This window comes from Streptomyces sp. NPDC001717 (assembly GCF_042892775.1).
Lineage (GTDB): Bacteria > Actinomycetota > Actinomycetes > Streptomycetales > Streptomycetaceae > Streptomyces.
This window is the reverse complement of the sequence record NZ_JBIAUK010000021.1, coordinates 1-17,373: the sequence shown is the minus strand read 5'-3', so window position 1 is coordinate 17,373 and position 17,373 is coordinate 1. Positions and strand designations below refer to the sequence as shown.

General features: G+C 71.3%; 18 protein-coding genes. 5 read left to right on the top strand and 13 right to left on the bottom strand.

From position 1 onward, the window contains the following. Nucleotides 1-125: 125 nt before the first annotated feature. From ACFYZL_RS27375 to ACFYZL_RS27355, 5 genes are all read right to left on the bottom strand, one after another. On the bottom strand, nt 126-1,793 hold the full coding sequence (locus ACFYZL_RS27375) for a uroporphyrinogen-III synthase (RefSeq protein ID WP_384750725.1): 1,668 nt from the start codon (nt 1,791-1,793) through the stop codon (nt 126-128). Further along, nucleotides 1,790-2,755, bottom strand: a complete 966-nt coding sequence (hemC, locus tag ACFYZL_RS27370; protein WP_384750728.1) for a hydroxymethylbilane synthase — start codon at nt 2,753-2,755, stop codon at nt 1,790-1,792. Before hemC ends, ACFYZL_RS27375 begins: the two co-directional genes overlap by 4 nt. Next, complete coding sequence (locus ACFYZL_RS27365) at nt 2,752-4,497, bottom strand: glutamyl-tRNA reductase (RefSeq protein ID WP_384750731.1); 1,746 nt, start codon at nt 4,495-4,497, stop codon at nt 2,752-2,754. Before ACFYZL_RS27365 ends, hemC begins: the two co-directional genes overlap by 4 nt. Then, complete coding sequence (locus ACFYZL_RS27360; RefSeq protein WP_384750734.1) at nt 4,494-5,303, bottom strand: redox-sensing transcriptional repressor Rex; 810 nt, start codon at nt 5,301-5,303, stop codon at nt 4,494-4,496. Before ACFYZL_RS27360 ends, ACFYZL_RS27365 begins: the two co-directional genes overlap by 4 nt. Before the next feature lie 272 nt (nt 5,304-5,575). Beyond that, nucleotides 5,576-5,854, bottom strand: coding sequence for a glutaredoxin family protein (locus ACFYZL_RS27355; protein ID WP_384750737.1), 279 nt, complete (start codon nt 5,852-5,854; stop codon nt 5,576-5,578). A gap of 92 nt (nt 5,855-5,946) precedes the next feature. Here ACFYZL_RS27355 and ACFYZL_RS27350 point away from each other — a divergent pair, with 92 nt between their 5' ends. From ACFYZL_RS27350 to ACFYZL_RS27340, 3 genes are all read left to right on the top strand, one after another. Continuing rightward, nucleotides 5,947-6,918, top strand: a complete 972-nt coding sequence (locus ACFYZL_RS27350; protein ID WP_384750740.1) for an HAD family hydrolase — start codon at nt 5,947-5,949, stop codon at nt 6,916-6,918. Between the two features lie 415 nt (nt 6,919-7,333). Beyond that, nucleotides 7,334-8,155: an ECF subfamily RNA polymerase sigma factor, BldN family gene (locus ACFYZL_RS27345; RefSeq protein WP_384750743.1), complete on the top strand. Its 822-nt coding sequence runs from the start codon at nt 7,334-7,336 to the stop codon at nt 8,153-8,155. A 228-nt stretch (nt 8,156-8,383) separates the two neighbouring features. Then, entirely contained in the window at nt 8,384-9,580 is a 1,197-nt protein-coding gene (locus tag ACFYZL_RS27340) for a DUF5667 domain-containing protein (protein WP_388682589.1), read from the top strand. An 84-nt stretch (nt 9,581-9,664) separates the two neighbouring features. Here the strand turns inward: ACFYZL_RS27340 and ACFYZL_RS27335 are convergent, their stop codons facing one another. From ACFYZL_RS27335 to ACFYZL_RS27300, 8 genes are all read right to left on the bottom strand, one after another. Then, entirely contained in the window at nt 9,665-10,651 is a 987-nt protein-coding gene (locus ACFYZL_RS27335) for a lysophospholipid acyltransferase family protein (protein ID WP_384750748.1), read from the bottom strand. Further along, nucleotides 10,651-11,712 (bottom strand): NAD-dependent epimerase/dehydratase family protein, encoded by a 1,062-nt coding sequence (locus ACFYZL_RS27330; RefSeq protein ID WP_384750751.1) that lies wholly within the window; start codon nt 11,710-11,712, stop codon nt 10,651-10,653. Before ACFYZL_RS27330 ends, ACFYZL_RS27335 begins: the two co-directional genes overlap by 1 nt. A 101-nt stretch (nt 11,713-11,813) precedes the next feature. Beyond that, nucleotides 11,814-11,912 (bottom strand): 30S ribosomal protein bS22, encoded by a 99-nt coding sequence (locus ACFYZL_RS27325; RefSeq protein WP_003948845.1) that lies wholly within the window; start codon nt 11,910-11,912, stop codon nt 11,814-11,816. A gap of 145 nt (nt 11,913-12,057) precedes the next feature. Next, complete coding sequence (locus tag ACFYZL_RS27320) at nt 12,058-12,267, bottom strand: helix-turn-helix domain-containing protein (protein ID WP_008738568.1); 210 nt, start codon at nt 12,265-12,267, stop codon at nt 12,058-12,060. A gap of 114 nt (nt 12,268-12,381) precedes the next feature. Next, nucleotides 12,382-13,212: a phosphatase gene (locus ACFYZL_RS27315; protein WP_384750754.1), complete on the bottom strand. Its 831-nt coding sequence runs from the start codon at nt 13,210-13,212 to the stop codon at nt 12,382-12,384. Between the two features lie 97 nt (nt 13,213-13,309). Next, nucleotides 13,310-14,458, bottom strand: a complete 1,149-nt coding sequence (locus ACFYZL_RS27310) for an acetoin utilization protein AcuC (protein ID WP_384750766.1) — start codon at nt 14,456-14,458, stop codon at nt 13,310-13,312. Further along, on the bottom strand, nt 14,430-15,659 hold the full coding sequence (locus ACFYZL_RS27305) for an MFS transporter (RefSeq protein WP_388682732.1): 1,230 nt from the start codon (nt 15,657-15,659) through the stop codon (nt 14,430-14,432). The genes ACFYZL_RS27310 and ACFYZL_RS27305 overlap by 29 nt, the downstream gene beginning before the upstream one ends. Before the next feature lie 52 nt (nt 15,660-15,711). Then, nucleotides 15,712-16,365, bottom strand: coding sequence for an HAD family hydrolase (locus ACFYZL_RS27300; protein WP_384750756.1), 654 nt, complete (start codon nt 16,363-16,365; stop codon nt 15,712-15,714). A gap of 160 nt (nt 16,366-16,525) precedes the next feature. Between ACFYZL_RS27300 and ACFYZL_RS27295 the strand changes: the two genes are divergently transcribed. Both ACFYZL_RS27295 and ACFYZL_RS27290 read left to right on the top strand, forming a co-directional pair. Then, entirely contained in the window at nt 16,526-16,900 is a 375-nt protein-coding gene (locus tag ACFYZL_RS27295) for a type II toxin-antitoxin system RelE/ParE family toxin (protein WP_388682586.1), read from the top strand. After that, nucleotides 16,897-17,208 (top strand): helix-turn-helix domain-containing protein, encoded by a 312-nt coding sequence (locus ACFYZL_RS27290; protein ID WP_384750762.1) that lies wholly within the window; start codon nt 16,897-16,899, stop codon nt 17,206-17,208. The genes ACFYZL_RS27295 and ACFYZL_RS27290 overlap by 4 nt, the downstream gene beginning before the upstream one ends. Nucleotides 17,209-17,373: the final 165 nt, after the last annotated feature.

Below are 17,373 nucleotides of genomic sequence, written 5' to 3'. Positions count from 1 at the left end.
GGAGCCAGAACCGGGGCGAGCCCTGGTGGCCACCCTAGATCGCACCCCCCGCCACCCGCACCGGGAAAAGGAAGGGCCCGGGCGCGCAGCGCGCACCCGGGCCCTTCCCCTCAATCCACCGACCCTCAGGTCGTACGACGCCTCCGCGCCCCCGGTCGGCGTTCGCTCGGCCGGAAGACCGTTTCGCCGGCCTCCTTGGCCGCCTCGCGGCGCGCCGCGCCGTATTCGGCGAGGGCCTCCGCGAGCTTGCTCACGCTCGGCTCCGGGGAGAGGACGTCCACCCGCAGGCCGTGCTCCTCCGCCGTCTTGGCCGTCGCCGGCCCGATACAGGCGATGACGGTCACGTTGTGCGGCTTGCCGGCGATGCCGACGAGGTTGCGCACGGTCGAGGACGACGTGAAGAGAACGGCGTCGAAGCCGCCGCCCTTGATCGCCTCGCGCGTGTCCGCCGGCGGCGGCGACGCGCGCACGGTCCGGTAGGCCGTGACGTCGTCGACCTCCCAGCCCAGCTCGATCAGACCGGCCACCAGCGTCTCGGTGGCGATGTCGGCGCGCGGCAGGAACACGCGGTCGATCGGGTCGAAGACCGGGTCGTAGGGCGGCCAGTCCTCCAGCAGACCGGCGGCGGACTGCTCGCCGCTCGGCACCAGGTCCGGCTTCACGCCGAACTCCACGAGCGCGGCCGCGGTCTGCTCGCCCACCGCGGCGACCTTGATGCCCGCGAAGGCACGCGCGTCGAGCCCGTACTCCTCGAACTTCTCCCGGACGGCCTTGACGGCGTTGACCGAGGTGAAGGCGATCCACTCGTAGCGGCCCGTCACCAGGCCCTTGACCGCGCGCTCCATCTGCTGCGGGGTGCGCGGCGGCTCCACGGCGATGGTCGGCACCTCGTGGGGCACCGCGCCGTACGAACGCAACTGGTCGGAGAGCGAGGCGGCCTGCTCCTTGGTGCGCGGCACGAGGACCCGCCAGCCGAACAGCGGCTTCGACTCGAACCAGGCCAGCTCCTCGCGGCACGCGGCGGCGCCGTGCTCACCGACCACGGCTATGACGGGCCGGGCGCCCTCGGGCGAGGGGAGCACCTTGCCCTGCTTGAACACCTGGGCGATCGTGCCGAGGGTCGCACGCCAGGTGCGCTGGCGCGTGGTCGTGCCGGCGACGGTCACGGTCAGCGGGGTGTCGGGCTTGCGCCCGGCGCTCACCAGTTCCGCGGCGGCGGCCGAGACCGTCTCCAGGGTCGCGGAGACGACGAGGATGCCGTCGCTCGCGCCGACCTCGCTCCAGCAGCGCGCCGAGGCGTTGCGCGCGTCGACGAAGCGGACGTCCGCGCCCTTCTTGTCGCTGAGCGGCACACCCGCGTACGCGGGCACGCCGACCGCGGTCGCGACGCCCGGGACCACCTCGAAGGGGATGCCCTCGGTGGCGCAGACGAGCATCTCCTCGGCCGCGCTCCCGTCGAGTCCGGGGTCGCCGGTGACGGCACGGACGACCCGCCTGCCGGAGCGCGCGGCCTCCATGACAAGATTGGCGGCATCGCGGATCACCGGGAGCCCGGCGGCTGCTGACGCCTCGTCAGCGACCGTCAGCTGCGGCGTGTCGACACCCGCGCGCGCATGCGTCCGTACGACGTCGAGCACCTCTGGTTCCGCGATCAGTACGTCCGCTGCCGCGAGCGCCTCCACGGCGCGCAGCGTCAGCAGACCCGGGTCGCCGGGGCCGGCACCGAGGAAGGTGACGTGCCCGTGTGCGGCGAAGGCCGGATAGGCGGAGGTGTTCGGACTTGTGGGGCTCACGCTCGCTCCCCCATCAGACCGGCCGCGCCCTTGGCCAGCATCTCGTCCGCGAGTTCGCGGCCGAGCGCCATGGCCTCGTCGTACGACTGGGGCACGGGACCGGTGGTGGACAGCTGCACCAGCGTCGAGCCGTCGAGGGTGCCGACGACGCCGCGCAGGCGCATTTCATTGACATTCCGGCCGTCGGCCAGGAGATCGGCGTACGCGCCCACGGGCGCGCTGCAACCGGCTTCCAGGGCGGCGAGCAGGGAACGCTCGGCGGTGACGGCGGCCCGGGTGTGGGGGTCGTCGAGCTTGCCGAGCGCGGCGATGAGGTCCGTGGAGGACGCGGGACACTCCACGGCCAGGGCTCCCTGGCCGGGGGCGGGAAGGATGTTGTCGACGGACAGCAGGTCGGTCGCCTCGTCACCGCGCCCGATCCGGTTCAGCCCGGCGGCGGCCAGCACGACGGCGTCGAGCTCGCCCGCCTGCACGAACCCGATGCGGGTGTCGACGTTGCCGCGGATCGGCACCGTCTCGATCCGCTTGCCCAGGGACAGCGCCAGCGCGTTGAGCTGCGCCGTGCGGCGCGGCGAACCGGTACCGATCCGGGCCCCGTCGGGCAGCTGCTCGAAGGTCAGGCCGTCACGGGCGACGAGCGCGTCCCGCGGGTCCTCGCGCAGCGGCATGGCCGCGATCACGAGGTCGTCGGGCTGGGAGGTCGGCAGGTCCTTCAGCGAGTGCACGGCGAAGTCGACCTCGCCGCGCAGCAGCGCGTCGCGCAGGGCGGTGACGAACACGCCGGTCCCGCCGATCGTGGCGAGGTGCTCGCGCGACACGTCACCGTACGTCGTGATCTCCACGAGCTCCACGGGACGGCCGGTGATCGCCCGTACCGCGTCGGCGACGTGGCCCGACTGCGACATGGCCAGCTTGCTCCGCCGCGTACCGAGCCGCAGCGGCTGGTCGGGACTTGTGTTCATGATGCCCGTCCTGGGTCGTCGTCGTTCTTCGGATCGGCCGCGTCCGCCCGGCTGACGGATGCCACCGTCTGAGGGTCGAGGTCGAAGAGTTCGCGCAGCGCGTCGGCGTACCCGGCGCCGCCGGGTTCGCTCGCCAGCTGCTTGACGCGCACGGTCGGCGCGTGCAGGAGCTTGTCGACGACGCGGCGCACGGTCTGGGTGACCTCGGCCCGCTGCCGGTCGTCGAGATCGGGGAGCCGCCCGTCGAGCCGCGCCACTTCCATGGCGACGACTTCGGCCGCCATGGCGCGCAGCGCGACGACGGTCGGCGTGATGTGCGCGGCCCGCTGCGCCGCCCCGAAGGCGGCGACTTCCTCGGCGACGATGCCGCGCACGGCGTCGACGTCGGCGGCCATGGGCGCGTCGGCGGAGGCCTCGGCCAGGCTCTCGATGTCGACGAGCCGCACGCCGGGGATCCGGTGCACGGCGGCGTCGATGTCCCGCGGCATGGCGAGGTCGAGCAGCGCGAGCCGTACGGGAGCCGCCCCGTCGGCCAGGCTCCGGCCGCTCTTGCGGGGCTGCCGCTGAGCGGCGGCCTCGCCCTGGTCGGCCCAGGTCCCGTGCAGTTCGAGGGCGTTGGCGTCGACCCCGGTCAGAGCGGCCCGCCCGTTCGCGCTCCGCGCGGGATCCGCGGCCGGGTCGTCGAGCCCGACGGGGCACCCGTCCGTCCCGGCGGCGGCCGAAATGGTCCGCGCCGCCCCGGCGTCGGCCAGCCGGCCACCCGCCTCGGCGGCAGCCACGAGCCGCGCCACGACTTCCGGGTCCAGCCGCACATCCAGCCCCGCCGGCGTTCGAGGCGCGGGGTCCGGGGCGGAGCCCCGTTCGGTGACCGGCACCGGACTCGCGGCATCGGCCACGTCCAGCCCCGCACGGGACACGGCGGCGAGGACGTCGTCGGCGGTCAGCACGAGACCGGTCGCCCCGGTGCAGGACACCACGACGTCGACTCGTGTCAGCTCATCGGTGACACCCGCCATCGGAATGGCCCGCGCATCGACCCCGGTGCCCGAGGCAACCAGAATCTCCGCCAACCGCTCCGCCCGCTCGGCGGTCCGGTTCGCCACCACGACCTCGGCGACACCCACCCGCGCCAGCGTCGCCGCCGCCAGGGAGGACATCGACCCGGCGCCGATCACCAGCGCCCGCTTGCCCGCGGCCCACTCCCCCACGGGGACGTGCACGGCGAGCTGCTCCAGCCCGAAGGTGACCAGCGACTGCCCGGCCCGGTCGATCCCGGTCTCCGAGTGCGCCCGCTTGCCGACCCGCAGCGCCTGCTGGAAGAGGTCGTTGATCAGGCGCCCGGCGGTGTGCTGCTCCTGGCCCAGCGCCAGCGCGTCCTTGATCTGGCCGAGGATCTGGCCCTCGCCGACCACCATCGAGTCCAGCCCGCACGCCACCGAGAAGAGGTGGTGGACGGCCCGGTCCTCGTAGTGCACGTAGAGGTACGGAGTGAGTTCCTCCAGCGCGACACCGCTGTGCTGCGCCAGCAGCGTGGACAGCTCGGCGACACCGGCGTGGAACTTGTCCACGTCGGCGTACAGCTCGATCCGGTTGCACGTGGCGAGCACCGTCGCCTCGGCCGCCGGTTCCGCCGCCAGCGTGTCGTGCAGCAGCTTGACCTTGGCGTCGGCGGACAGGGAGGCGCGCTCCAGCACGCTCACGGGCGCGCTGCGGTGGCTCAGCCCCACGACGAGCAGACTCATGCCGGCATCACCGCCGGGACGTCACCGTCGGGGTTGCCCTTGCGCGCCTCGGCGGCGGCCCGGCCGGCCGGCGGCACCACGGCCGCGGCGGGGGCGGCGCCGCCCACGGAGGAGCCGCCGGTGGAGGCGGCGGCCGCCGCTTCCTCTCCGGCCTTGCGCTGCTCGTGGAACGCCAGGATCTGGAGCTCGATGGACAGGTCGACCTTGCGCACGTCCACGCCGTCCGGCACCTGCAGGACGGTGGGCGCGAAGTTCAGGATCGAGGTCACGCCGGCGGCGATGAGCCGCTCGCTGACCTGCTGGGCGGCACCGGCCGGCGTCGCGATGACACCGATCGAGACGCCGTTCTCCTCGATGATCTTCTCGAGGTCGTCGGTGTGCTGGACGGGCATCCCGGCGACGGGCTTTCCGGCCATCGCGGGGTCGGCGTCGATCAGCGCGGCCACGCGGAACCCGCGCGACGCGAAACCGCCGTAGTTGGCGAGGGCTGCGCCGAGGTTGCCGATGCCGACGATGACGACCGGCCAGTCCTGGGTCAGGCCCAGTTCGCGGGAGATCTGGTAGACGAGGTACTCGACGTCGTAGCCGACGCCGCGGGTGCCGTAGGAACCCAGGTAGGAGAAGTCCTTGCGCAGCTTGGCGGAGTTGACTCCGGCCGCGGCCGCGAGCTCTTCGGAGGACACCGTGGGCACCGATCGCTCGGAGAGCGCGGTGAGGGCACGCAAGTACAGCGGAAGCCGGGCGACAGTGGCCTCGGGAATACCTCGGCTGCGGGTCGCCGGTCGGTGAGTTCGGCCAGTTGCCACGATGCTCCTGCGGGATGAGCGGGGCTGCAGGCGGTCACTTGTCCCAGGACCGCCCCGTCGACAGCAGGCTATGCCTTTGTGAACGCGTGCACAAAGATTGTGTCCAATTTGTCCGACCAAAGTGACCGGGGTCACGCAACCACGGCTTAGGGGAGTGGCGTCAAGGGTGCGCCGAACCCGTTCAAATCCAAAAGGGGGCAAAGCAGTACACACTCCTCACGCAGACGCCCCCAGACCCCACAAATCGCCCATGATGGTAACCAGGAACGGGGTCAGGCCCCCAATGCCTGCCGCAGCCGGTCCGGGTTCACCCGCCAGAAGGTGTGCTGCTCGCCGTCGACCAGCACCACCGGAATCTGCTCCCAGTGGAGCCGGTGGAGCTCCTCGTCCTGCGAGATGTCCTTCTTCTCCCACCGCGCGCCCGTCTCGGCGCACACCTTCGCCACCACCTCCTCGGCGTCGTCGCACAGGTGGCACCCCGGCTTCCCGATGAGCGTCACCATCCGCTCCTCGGGACGCTTCTTCTCTTTACGGCGCAACAAAGGGCTCATGCACCCATTCTCGGCCGCCGCGAAGCGAACTGTTAACGCCTCCGTTTCCCATCGGTTCGGGAACCCCCGAACACAGTGGCTATGCTCGCCACATGGCCGCTCTCGGATGGCTCACACCCCGTAGACGCTCCGCGACAGCGCGCAGCGTGCTGGCAGGCGAGGCCTCGGCCGAGGCCGCCCGCAAGTCCGCACTCGGCGAATCACCGCACCTCACGGATTCCGACCTCGATCTCGACACCGATCTCGAAGCCCTCGAGGAAGAAGAGGAAGAGATCGAGTTCCCCGTGGCCGGCGACGACCTCGCCGCCGCCTTCTTCGACCTCGACAACACCGTCATGCAGGGCGCCGCGATCTTCCACTTCGGCCGCGGCCTCTACAAGCGCGAGTTCTTCCGCCGCCGCGAGCTCGCCCGCTTCGCCTGGCAGCAGGCCTGGTTCCGGCTCGCCGGCGTCGAAGACCCCGAGCACATGCAGGACGCCCGCGACAGCGCCCTGTCCATCGTCAAGGGACACAGGGTCTCCGAGCTGATGTCCATCGGCGAGGAGATCTACGACGAGTACATGGCCGAGCGGATCTGGCCCGGCACCCGTGCCCTCGCCCAGGCCCACCTCGACGCCGGTCAGAAGGTCTGGCTGGTCACGGCCGCCCCCGTGGAGACGGCCACGATCATCGCCCGCCGCCTCGGGCTCACCGGGGCACTGGGCACCGTCGCCGAGTCCGTCGACGGCGTCTACACCGGCCGCCTGGTCGGCGAACCGCTGCACGGCCCCGCGAAGGCGGAGGCGGTCCGCGCCCTGGCCGCCGCCGAGGGGCTCGACCTCGCCCGCTGCGCCGCGTACAGCGATTCGCACAACGACATCCCGATGCTGTCGCTGGTCGGGCATCCGTACGCGATCAATCCCGACACAAAACTGCGCAAGCATGCCCGGACCAACGACTGGCGACTGCGCGACTATCGGACCGGCCGCAAGGCCGTGAAGGTCGGCGTCCCGGCAGCCGCCGGAGTCGGCGCGATCGCCGGTGGCGCGGCCGCCGCGATCGCCCTGCACCGCCGCCGCAAGTAACCCGGCACCCTCCGCACCACCGCCCCGGCGGCCCGACACCGGCCGCCACCAGCACCGGAGCCGTCCCGCCCGCCGCGGGGCGGCTCCGCCCGCGTTTCGGGCCCGTGGGCGCGGGGCATTCCCCCAGCTCTACCCCCGGCTCCGGCGGACCACGCGGACCCGCGCGACTCGGTCGCGGCCCCCCTGGAAGCGCCCATTCCGCGCACCCAAGTGATCAAGAATCGATCACCAACCGCACCCGAATATGCCCTCGACACGCAACGGAAGTGTCGGAATCGATGATTTGAGCAACTGGGTGTAGTGCTGCCTGTACGAAGCGTTATTCTCCTCAAACGCATGCCACCGGCCATCTGTCGCCACGACGGGTGAACGGTCCCGCACTGCACGTGATGGAAGCTCTGCCTCTGGGAGTCCCGTGTACCCACCTGTCGGGGTTGACGCCTCGGGCCTGGCTACGCTGCGCGCAACGGTCCTCGACCACCTGCGCGGCTTCGTCCCCACCGCGTACGCCGTCCCCGCCTTCGCCGCCGCGGTCCCTGCCGGCTTCGGCCCGGCCGGACCTTGCTACGCCCTGACCGACGGCGGAGCGACGGTGGGCAGACGAGGGCGCGCGGCCGGAGGTTCGGGCGGCTCCGCCGGCACGAGCACCCAGACCACCCCCACACCCCGCCGCCCCACCGCGGACAGCGACCAGGCCCGCATGATGGACCTGGTCGAGCGCGCCCAGGCAGGCGAGGCCGAGGCCTTCGGCCGCCTGTACGACCAGTACAGCGACACGGTGTACCGCTACATCTACTACCGCGTCGGCGGCAAGGCGACCGCGGAGGATCTCACCAGCGAGACCTTCCTGCGCGCGCTGCGCCGCATCTCCACCTTCACCTGGCAGGGCCGCGACTTCGGTGCGTGGCTCGTGACGATCGCGCGCAACCTGGTGGCGGACCACTTCAAGTCCAGCCGGTTCCGGCTGGAGGTCACCACCGGCGAGATGCTCGACGCGAACGAGGTCGAGCGCAGTCCCGAGGACTCCGTCCTGGAGTCCCTCTCCAACGCGGCCCTGCTGGAGGCCGTACGGAAACTCAATCCGCAGCAGCAGGAATGCGTGACACTGCGCTTCCTGCAGGGCCTCTCGGTCGCCGAGACGGCCCGGGTGATGGGGAAGAACGAGGGCGCCATCAAGACGCTCCAGTACCGGGCGGTCCGCACCCTGGCCCGCCTCCTTCCGGACGACGCCCGCTGATCTTCAGACGCTTACTGACAACACATTCGGTGACCCCTCGATGACGCTGTGGTCCGATCATCCTTCGTCCGTAACCCAAGTGCCGCGACGCTCGTTGTGCGGAATGCAGGCTCCCTGTGGACACGCCCTGCCCGAAGCCGCTCACTCGAAAGTGTGGATGTGCTCAAGGAAGGCAACCTTCCGGACACCTTGGGGAGTCGATCGTCATGACGAGAGGAGGTGCCGCCAGTGATCGCGAACGTCACTCCGCACCGGCGGGCGAACGCCTTCGCCCAGGCCCTGGAGGAGCGGACCCCGTCCGACTTTTCGGAACCGGACCCGGCGGCCGAGCAGTCCGAGGCACCTGCCGAACCTGCCGACCACGACCGGTTGTTGGCCCTGGCGAGCGTGCTCGGCGAACGAATGCCGCGCCCGGTGCTGGACCCAGAGGTCAAAGTGGTGCAGCGAGCCCAGCTCGTTGCCGCCATGGAGGCCATGGCGCTGGAGGAGAGGGCCGGAGGCGGTGCCGCCGACCCTCAGTTGCCCGAACAGCGGACCGGCCGCGGCGCCCATCGGGCGACCCCGCTCCGGAAATTGCGGCCCCGCTCCCGCTGGTCCAAGGGCATCGCAGCGGGCGGCCTCACCGTGGGTGTGGCCGCGGGGGCCTTCAGCGGAGTGGCCGCTGCCAGTTCCGACGCCCTGCCCGGTGACCACCTCTACCCCGTGAAGCTGGGCATGGAGGACCTGAAGCTGGGCATGGCCGACGACGATTCGGATCGGGGCGAGCTCTATCTCGACCAGGCCTCGAGCCGGCTGTCGGAAGCCCGCAGGCTGATGGAGCGCGGCCGCACGGGCGACTTGGACCACGAGTCGCTCGGCGCGATCCGCCGGGCCCTCGCGGGCATGAAGCACGACGCCGAGGAGGGCCACCGGCTCCTCCAGGCCGCCCACGACCGGGACGGCTCGCTCGGCCCGATCCAGGCACTGTCGTCCTTCTCCCGCGCCCACCGCGACGCGTGGGGCAAGCTGCGGGAGAAGCTCCCGCCGCAGCTGGGCGACGTGGGCAGCGACGTCGAGTCGGTCTTCCAGGCCATAGACGAAGACGTGGCGCCGTTCCAGGGCCTGCTCCCCAAGCCCCCGGAGCAGACGCGCGGCACCGGTCCGTCCGGTTCCCCCGCCAAACCGGGCACCCCCGGCGGCAAGCAGCAGACCGCCCCCGCACCGGGCACGCCTTCCGGCAGCCCCGCGCCGTCCCCGTCGGGCAGCACCACGCCCCCGGCCGGCGGCCTCCTGGGCGGTACGGGCAACCTGCTGAACCCGCCGCAGGGCCAGTCCGCGCCCCCGTCCTCGGGCGGCCCGTCCGAGACCAAGCCGGACATCACCCTCCCGCCCCTCCTCCCGGGCATCCTCCCGGGCCTGGGGCTCAACTCGGAGGACGCGGGGTAGTAGTACGCGCAAACGCCGGCGAGGCAATTCAGCCTCGCCGGCGTTTGAGGCGCGGGGTCGGGGCAGAGCCCCGGCACTCAACGGTCAGAAGAAGACAGACCGCCGCTGCACCAGCAGCTTGTACAGCGTGTGCTGAATCTGCTCCCGCACCTGATCCGTCAGATTGAACATCAGCATCGGATCATCAGCGGCTTCAGCGGCGTACCCCGCAGTGGGAATCGGCTCGCCGAACTGGATCGTCCACTTCGTCGGCAACGGCACCGCCCCCAACGGCCCCAGCCAAGGGAACGTGGGAGTGATCGGGAAGTACGGAATCCCCAGCAGCCGCGCCAGCGTCTTCGCGTTGCCGACCATCGGGTAGATCTCCTCCGCCCCCACGATCGAGCACGGCACGATCGGCGTGCCCGCCCGCAGCGCCGTCGACACGAACCCGCCGCGCCCGAACCGCTGGAGCTTGTACCGCTCCCCGAACGGCTTCCCTATCCCCTTGAAGCCCTCCGGCATGACCCCGACCAGCTCCCCGGCCTCCAGCAGCCGCTGCGCGTCCTCCGCGCACGCCAGGGTGTGCCCGGCCTTCCGCGCCAACTCGTTCACCACCGGCAGCATGAACACCAGGTCCGCCGCCAGCAGCCGCAGGTGCCGCTGCGCCGGGTGGTGGTCGTGGACCGCCACCTGCATCATCAGCCCGTCCAGCGGCAGGGTCCCCGAGTGGTTCGCCACGATCAGCGCACCACCCTCCTTGGGGATGTTCTCGATGCCCTTGACCTCGACCCGGAAGTACTTGTCGTACAGCGGCCGGAGCATGGACATCAGGACCTGGTCCGTCAGCTCCTTGTCGTAGCCGAACTCGTCGACCTCGTAGTCCCCGGTGATCCGGCGCCGCAGGAACGCCAGTCCCCCGGCGATCCGCTTGTCCCAGCCGTCCCCCGCCGAAGCCGCGACGGCGGCCGGCTCGGTCACGGGGGCCGTCTCGGGCTCGTGCGCCGGCTCGGGCACCGCGCGGACCCGCCGCCCCGGGGTGCGCCGGCGCGGCCGGTCCTCGTCGAACGGGATGACCTTGGCGTCCGCCACTATCGCTTCGCTCCTTCAACCGCTTCGAGGTCTGCATCCAGCATGGCCGCCACCCGGTCCACGGCGCGGCCGACCCGCTCCGGCGGCAGCAGGCCGCCGCCCCGGCTGCGCGCGAAGTCCGCGAAGGTCTCGGCGGTCGTGTACATCGGCTCGAAGCCGAGCACGTCCCGCATCTGCGCGGTCTCCACGACCCGGCCGTGGGTGAGGAGCCTGATCTGCTCCGGCGAGAAGTCGGTGACCCCGACCGCCCGCAGTGCCTGCCCGGCCCACGTCACCGCGGGCAGCAGCAGCGGCAGCGTCGGCCGCCCCAACCGCCGCGAGCACTGCGACAGCAGCAGCACGCCGTCGCCCGCGATGTTGAAGGTCCCACTGTTCAGCGTGCCACGCCGGGGCTCCTGTGCGGCCAGCCGCAGCACGTCGAGCACGTCGTCCTCGTGGACGAACTGCAGCCGCGGGTCGTAGCCCAGCACGGTCGGCATCACCGGCATCGAGAAGTACTCGGCGAGCGCCGAGTCCGCGAACGGCCCCAGGATGTTCGCGAACCGCAGCACGCAGACCGCGACGTCCGGCCGCCTGCGCGCGAAGCCCCGTACGTAACCCTCGACCTCGGTGGCGTCCTTGGCGAAACCGCCCGCCGGCAGCGACTTGGGCTGCGTGGTCTCGGTGAAGACGGCCGGATCGCGGGAGGTGCCCCCGTAGACGCTGGTACTGGACTTCACCACGAGCCGCCGGACCGTCGGGGACTTCTGGCAGGCCCCGAGGAGCTGCATCGTCCCGATGACGTTCGTTTCCTTGACGGCGCTGTGCCCGCCGCCGCTGCCCCCGGCGCCGCCGGTGACCGCGAGGTGCACCACGGTGTCCACGGCGTGCTCGGCCAGCACGCGGGCGATCGCCGACTGTCTGATGTCCGTACGGACGAACTCGGCCGATCCCAGCCGGTGCGGCGGCACCACCGCGTCCACGGCGATCACCCGCTCGACCTCCGGGTCACGCTGGATGCGGCGCACGAAGCGGCCCCCCAGCTGCCGGGCAGCCCCGGTGACGAGCACGACCTTCCCCACGAGCTCAGCGCCTCCCTAGATCGGAACACCCGTCTCCGGCTGCACCGCAGCCCCCCCACCAGAATGGTGGAGGGGCTGCGGAGAACACGTACAGCTGCCGTTTACTTCTTGTTACGGCGCTGGACGCGGGTGCGCTTGAGCAGCTTGCGGTGCTTCTTCTTCGCCATCCGCTTGCGCCGCTTCTTGATAACAGAGCCCACGACTACCCTCGCTCACTTCTTCTTCACTGGTGCGGGGCGTCTGGGCCCACACGACCTACGTCGGCCTAGCCTACCCGCCCGAGCTCTGAGCCCGTAATCCGAGTGCTTCCCAGGAGTTACGAGGGCATCCGAAGGGCCGTCACTATCAGGCCGACTCCACCCCCACATAGGACTCTCGGAGGTACTCGTGGACCGCGTTCTCGGGGACCCGGAAGGACCGGCCCACCCGGATCGCGGGCAGATGACCGTTGTGCACCAGCCGGTACACGGTCATCTTCGACACTCGCATCACCGAGGCGACCTCCGCCACGGTCAGGAACTGAACCTCACTGAGAGGCCTCTCGCCAGCAGCCATGACACACCTTGACCTTCCGCGCATGACGGGCACCGGCTTCCCCTCCGGTTACTCCTCGTCGTCGCACGCTCACTCCCCAGAGTAGGGGCGGGCGTGACGAGTGGGGAAGAGGAGCTACGGCCCCTCCTGCCAAACCGGCAGACCCGCCCGATTGAGCACATAGCGAGTGAGCGGCCGGTAGTAGTCCGCACGCACCGCGTCATCAAGCGGAACGGCCACCGACACCTGCCCCTCGGCTTCCCCCACGAACAGCGCGGGATCATCCGTGTCGGCCAGCCCGATCGCCTCCACACCAAGCTGACCTGCGCCGCAGACCCACCCGTGATCACCCACCACCAGCTCCGGCAACGGCCCGCCGGCCTCCGCCAGGGCCCCCAGGGCGATCCGAACCGGCAGCGGAGAATGCGTGTGCGCGCCGGTCGCACTCCCCGGCGACCGCACGCCGGGTTCCCGCACCAGTGCGACCCCCCGTACGTAATCGAGGCGGTACGTACGTACGCCGAACCGGGACGCGATGTCGACACCCGCCCCCTGCGCCGGGGTGAGGACAACACATCCCGCCGCCGACATCGCCTCGGCCAAACAGGCGTAGAACCCCAGGAGACGGTGAGGATGACCCGTCCCGAACAACACGGGTGCCCCGGGCCCGGCCACCGCCCGCAGCCGCTCCGCGAACGCGTCCAGCGCGGCCATCGTGCGCTCCGGATCGATCACGTCCGGGCCGCTGACGTGCGCCGGGTCCGCCGAGACCCCGCACTTGTCCGCCATCAGCCGCAGCAGATCGCCCTCGCCCCAGCCCCACTCCGGATCCAGCCCCAGCAGCACCCGCGGATCACGCGCGGCGAACAGCCGGTAGCTGCGCAGGCTCTCCTCCCGGGAGGTGGCGACGGGCCCGGCCAACCGGGCGGCCAGCAGATGCGCACGCAGCGCGCCGGTGCTCAACACCCTCCGATGCTGCCCCGCACACACCTGTCGGGTCATCAATTCCGCGTAATGGCCCCACAGTTGGCGTAACGATGCATCACCTGTGCCCCAACTGCCGTCAGGTCAACATCCCGCGCAGCGGGAACACCGCCCGCCGCGTGGCGAGAACGGCCTGATCCGTACGGTCCGCCGGGTCGTAACCGGCCTCCCAGTCCCGCCACTCGGGCACCCGACCGTCCGTCATCCGCGCCGGCGCCGACTGCCGCGTCCGCGCGTACACCTCGTCCCGCCACGAGTCCGGCACCGCCGCCTGCGGATCCACCGGCCGGTGCGCGGCGATCCCCACCAGGTGCGTCCACGACCGCGGTACGACGTCCACCACCGCGTACCCGCCGCCGCCCAGGGCCAGCCACCGCCCGTCCGCGTACTCGTGCGCCAGGGCGTGGCACGCCTCCTGCACGGCCCGCTGGGCGTCCAGCGACACCGCGAGGTGCGCGAGCGGGTCCTCGAAGTGGGTGTCGGCCCCGTGCTGCGTCACCAGCACCTGGGGTCGGAAGTCCGCCAGCAGCTCCGGCACGACCGCGTGGAAGGCCCGCAGCCACCCCTCGTCGCCGGTCCCGGCGGGCAGCGCGATGTTCACCGCGCTGCCCTCCGCCCCTTCGCCGCCCGTCTCCTCCGGCCAACCGGTCTGCGGGAACAGCGTCCGCGGGTGCTCGTGCATCGAGACGGTCAGCACGCGCGGGTCGTCCCAGAAGGCCGCCTGCACGCCGTCCCCGTGGTGGACGTCCACGTCCACGTACGCGACCCGCTCGGCCCCCAGCTCCAGCAGCCGCGCGATGGCCAGCGACGCGTCGTTGTAGACGCAGAATCCGGCCGCCCCGCCCGGCATGGCGTGGTGCAGCCCTCCCGCGAAGTTCACGGCGTGCCCGGTCTCGCCCCGCCAGATCGCCTCCGCGCCCGCCACCGACTGCCCGGCGATCAGCGCGGACGCCTCGTGCATCCCGTGGAAGGCGGGATCGTCCATGGTCCCCAGCCCGTACGACCCGTCCGCGACCCCCGGGTCCGCCGACACCTCGCGCACCGCGGCGACGTAGTCCTCCCGGTGCACGAGCCGCAGCGTGGAGTCCCCGGCCGCACGGGCCGCCCGTACCTCCATCGCCCGGTCCAGCCCGAAGGCGCGCACCAGCCCCATGGTCAGCGCCAGGCGCACCGGATCCATCGGATGGCTGGGCCCGAAGTCATACTTCGTTACCGCCTCGTCCCACATCAACAGCCCGGTCACCGGCTCGCCGCTCATGCCCGACACGGTATCGGGCCTCCACGGCTCCGAACGAGCGGGCTTGGAACAACGTGATCAGGACCAGGACCATCGGCACGAGCATCGCGCCCCGATAGCTCCAGGCGTCCCCGATCCCACCGACGAGCGGCGACCCGATCAGGAACCCCACGTAGTTGAAGATGTTGAGCCGGGCGATCGCCGTGTCGGAAGCCGCCCCGGGGAAGAGCCTCCCGGCGGCGGCGAAGGTCTGCGGCACGATCACGCACAACCCGATCCCCAGCAGCGTGAAGCCGAGCATCCCCACCCAGGCCCCCGGCGCCGCCGCCACGACCGCGAACCCGCCGGCGGCCACCACCGTCCCGCACCGCACGACGGCCACGGCCCCGAACCGGCGCACCCCCAGGTCCCCGACGGCCCGCCCGAGGAGCGTGGTCACCATGTAGACGTTGTAGGGGACGGTGGCGAGCTGCTCCGAACTCCCCAGCACGTCCTGGAGGTACTTGGCACTCCAGTTCGCCACCGTCGAGTCCCCGATGTACGCGCACGCCATCACCAGGCACAGCGGCAGCAGCAGCTTGAACGACCCGCCCCCGGCACCCTTCTCCCCCGCCACGTCGCCGGCGGGGTCCCCCTGGTCCACGTACGACCGGCTCCCCACCAGCACGAGCGGCACGAGCACGACCACGGCCGGCAGATAGCTCGTGAACAGGCCCAGGTGCCAGTGCGCCCCCGCCCAGGCGGCCGACGCCCCGACGATCCCGCCCAGGCTGTAGGCGGCGTGGAAACCGAGCATGATGCTGCGGCCGTACTGCCGCTGGAGGCTCACCCCGAGCATGTTCATGGAGGCGTCCAGTGCACCCACCGACAGCCCGAACGCCCCCAGCGCCACCGCCACGTGCCACATCTGGCTGCCGGCCCCGACCCCGAGCAGCGCCAACAGCACCAGCGGCTGCGCCCACCGCAGCACCACGCTGGGCGCGACCCGCTTCACGAGGTGCTCGGTGGCGACGCTCGACGCGCCGGCCAGGATCGGCACGGCGGCCAGGAACGCGGGCAGCAGCCCGTTGGATATCCCGTACTGGTCCTGGATGGCCGGGATCCGCGTCACGAGCAGCGCGAAGGTGACTCCCTGCGCGAAGAAGCCGAACCCCAGGGCGCCGCGCCCACGCCGCAGCCGCACATCTGCCATTGCCGTCATGGCGGCACAGCGTAGGCCCCGTGGCTACTCGTGGGTAGAGAGATCACACAGGCAGTTGCAGCAGCACCGGGAGCTGCATCATGTCCCCGAAGTACCCGGTCGCCCCCGGCAGCTGATCGGCGGGGAGCATGGCGGTGTACGCGTACACGTCCATCCCCGCCGCGCGCGCGGCCTCGATGCCGCGCGGGCTGTCCTCGATGACCACGCACCGGGCCGGGTCCACCCCCATCTGCCGGGCGGCGTGCAGGAACAACTCCGGAGAGGGCTTGCCCTCGCCCACGTCGTCCGAGCTGAAGATCCACTCCTCCTCGAACCACCCGTCGAGCCCGGCCGCCAGGTGCCCGACCCGGATCCGCTCGTGGCTCCCGGACGACGCCAGGCAGTACCCGACCCCACTGGCGGTCAGCGCCCCGAGCACGTCCTCGATGCCGGCGACCGGCTTCAGCTCCCGCTCGAAGGCGGCGGAGGTACGCGCGATCAGGGTCCGGTCGAAGTCCTCGGGCAGCTGTTCCCCGGTCCGCTCCTGGACGAGATCGTGGATCCGGTGCACGGCGGCGCCCATGTAGTCGCGGAGCGAGTCCTCGTACGTGGTCGGGTGCCCCAGCTCGGTCAGGTACTCGGCGAGAACACTGTTGGCGAGCGGCTCACTGTCCACCAGCACGCCGTCGTTGTCGAAGATGACGAGGTCGTAGCCCATACCCCCACCCTACGAGCGAGATCGTGTCAGACCGCCCCGACGCCACCGGATGAGAGGATCAGCAGACTCATGCGGCCGAGGCCCCGGCGGGTTCACCCCTTCCGGTGACGCCCCCGTGATCACCCGTCCCCCGGCCGCTGCCGAGTCCTAGGCTCCGTCGGTGACCGAACGCTGGATCATGGAAATCGAACCAGAGGTCCGTGAGTGGTTGGACGCTCTGCCAGTTGCCCACTACCGCGCCGTGGAACGCCACGCCGACCGTCTCCTGGACTCGCCGACCACACTTGGCGAGCCGTACTCGCGGCACCTCGACGGGCCTGTTCGGGAGCTTCGCTTCATCCTCGGCGCAGAGGCCGTACGCATCACGTACTGGCTTGCGCCCGGCCGCCGTATCGTGTTGCTGACGGTCTTCGCCAAGTCCCGCATGCGGGAGGAGTCCCAAGTGCAGCGGGCTCTGTGGAAGCAGAAGGAGTGCGAGTCCGAGCACTCAGCCGCCGAGGCCATCTACCATCGCGCCTTCGAGGAGCAGTCGTGAGCAAGGGCTACCACACCCGGTGGGACGTACCGGACGCCCATCGCGCAGATGCGGCCTACATCGAAGCCGGTGCCGCGATCGCGCTCGGCCAGGCCGTCTACGATCGACGCACCGCGCTGGGTCTCTCTCCGAGCGAGCTCGCCCGGCTTGCCGGACTGTCCGAAGCCGAGGTGGAACACATCGAAGGCGGAGCCGTCTCCCCGGAGCTCGGCCTCCTCCATTCCTTGGCCCGCGCGCTGGACGCCAAACTCGACCTCTCGATCGACGCGGACGACACCTACGTCCGATTCACCGCACACGCGGCCTGACTCGACTGGCGGCGCATGCGGTAAGCCGGCCGCGAATCGGTGGTGAACGCAGAAAAGCCCCGCACCAGAAGGTGCGGGGCTTTCCCACAATGATTGTTCGGCGGCGTCCTACTCTCCCACAGGGTCCCCCCTGCAGTACCATCGGCGCTGAAAGGCTTAGCTTCC